The organism is Pseudomonas oryzihabitans, assembly GCF_007665395.1.
Lineage (GTDB): Bacteria > Pseudomonadota > Gammaproteobacteria > Pseudomonadales > Pseudomonadaceae > Chryseomonas > Chryseomonas psychrotolerans_C.
On the sequence record NZ_VDND01000025.1, the window covers coordinates 1 to 1,808 of the forward strand.

Genomic DNA, 1,808 nt, shown 5'->3' on the forward strand with positions numbered 1-1,808 from the left:
AGGCCGGCGCAGCCGATGTCGTGGTAGGCGAAGACGATGGCGGTTTTCATCAGGGGCTTTCCTATTACTGGACTTGGCGAAGCGGTGCTGGCGAAGGGGAACTGCCAGGCGCACTTATGATTTGCTCGATGTGGAATCGCGGTCGCGCACGGACATCGTTGTAAACCCGGCCAAGGTACTCACCGAGCAGACCGAGGCCGAGGAATTGGGCGCCGGTGAAGATGAACAGGATGGCGAACAGCGAGAACACGCCATCGGCTGCCCAATCAGCGCCATGGGTAAGGCGAAGGAATAGCAGCAGGGCAGCAAAGAAGAAGCCGAACAGTGCCAGACCACCGCCGAACAGGCTGAGCATGCGCAGCGGGGTGGTGGTCATGCAGGTCAGCAGGTCGAACATCAGGTGGATGAGCTTGAGGAAGCCGTACTTGGAATCCCCGTGTTCGCGCTCGGCGTGGGCCACCTCGATCTCGGTGGTGTGGCGGGCGAAGCTGTTGGCCAGGATCGGGATGAAGGTGCTGCGCTCGTGGCAGGCCAGCATCGACTGCACCACCTGGCGGCGATAGGCGCGCAGCATGCAGCCGTAGTCGCGCATGGCGACGCCGGTGGAGCGCTGCACGGCGCGGTTGATCAGCCGCGACGGCAGGGTGCGCAGGTAGGAGTCCTGGCGCTGCTGGCGCACGGTGCCGACCACGTCGTAGCCCTGGGCAGCGGTGTACACCAGGCGCGGGATCTCTTCCGGCGGATTCTGCAGGTCGGCGTCCAGGGTGATGATCAGGTCGCCCCGGGCCTGCTCGAAGCCGGCGAGGATCGCCGAGTGCTGGCCGTAGTTGCGATTGAGCAGCACCGCCACGACCGGGCTGTCTGGTTCGCTGGCGGCCTGCTGCAGGAGTTCGGCGCTGCGGTCGCGGCTGCCGTCGTCGACCAGGATGATCTCCACCTGGCAATCCAGCAGGCGGCAGGCGGCGCGGGTGCGGCGCAAGAGTTCCGGCAGGCTGGCTTCTTCGTTGTAGACGGGGATCACCACGGACAGCTTATCGATGGCATAGGGCTTCATACGCCTTCTCCAACAGGTTCTGAGTAATGCCTTAAAGGGCTAAGAAACACCGGGCGAAAATTAGCCGGCGCCGTGGGCGAGTACGCCTTCGATGGCAGCGACCACGCGATCGATGTCATCCATCGTCATGTCCGGGAAGAGCGGAATCGAGCACAGCCGTGACGAATTCCATTCGCTGTTGGGCAGCGCCAGCTCGGGCCAGCGCTCGCGGTACCAGGGGTGCAGGTGGGTGGCGGTGAAATGGATGCCGGTGCCGATGCCGCGCGCCTTGAGGCCGGCCATGAAGGCTTCACGCACCATCCCGCAGCGCTCGGGGCAGATGCGCAGGATGTAGAGGTGCCAGGCATGGGTCTGGGCGTAGTCGGGCAGTGCCAGGGGTGCGACCGGCAGATGCGCCAGGCGCTGGTCGTATGTCTCGGCCAGCAGCCGGCGCCGGCTGTTGATGTCGCCCAGGCGATCCAGCTGCACCAGCGCCAGGGCGGCGTGGATGTCCGAGAGGTTGTACTTGAAACCGGGCTCCTGCACCTGGGCCTGGGGCTTGCGGCCCAGGGCATGACGGTCGAAGGCATCCACCGCCAGGCCGTGGAATTTCAAGCGACGCACCCGCTCGGCCAGGGTGGCGTCGTCGGTCACCAGCATGCCGCCTTCGGCGCAGGTCAGGTTCTTGATGGCGTGGAAGCTGAAGATGGCTGTGCCGCGCTGGCCGATGGGCTCGCCCTGGTAGCGGGTGCCGGCGGCGTGGGCGGCGTCTTCG

2 protein-coding genes are annotated in these 1,808 nt (G+C 65.6%); both read right to left on the minus strand.

The window, feature by feature from the left end:
• Positions 1–64: 64 nt before the first annotated feature.
• Positions 65–1,054, minus strand: a complete 990-nt coding sequence (arnC, locus tag FSV73_RS25405) for an undecaprenyl-phosphate 4-deoxy-4-formamido-L-arabinose transferase (protein WP_145013135.1) — start codon at positions 1,052–1,054, stop codon at positions 65–67.
• Positions 1,055–1,114: 60 nt separating this feature from the next.
• A partial coding sequence (locus tag FSV73_RS25410; RefSeq protein ID WP_186309350.1) for a DegT/DnrJ/EryC1/StrS family aminotransferase occupies positions 1,115–1,808 on the minus strand: 694 nt, incomplete at its 5' end.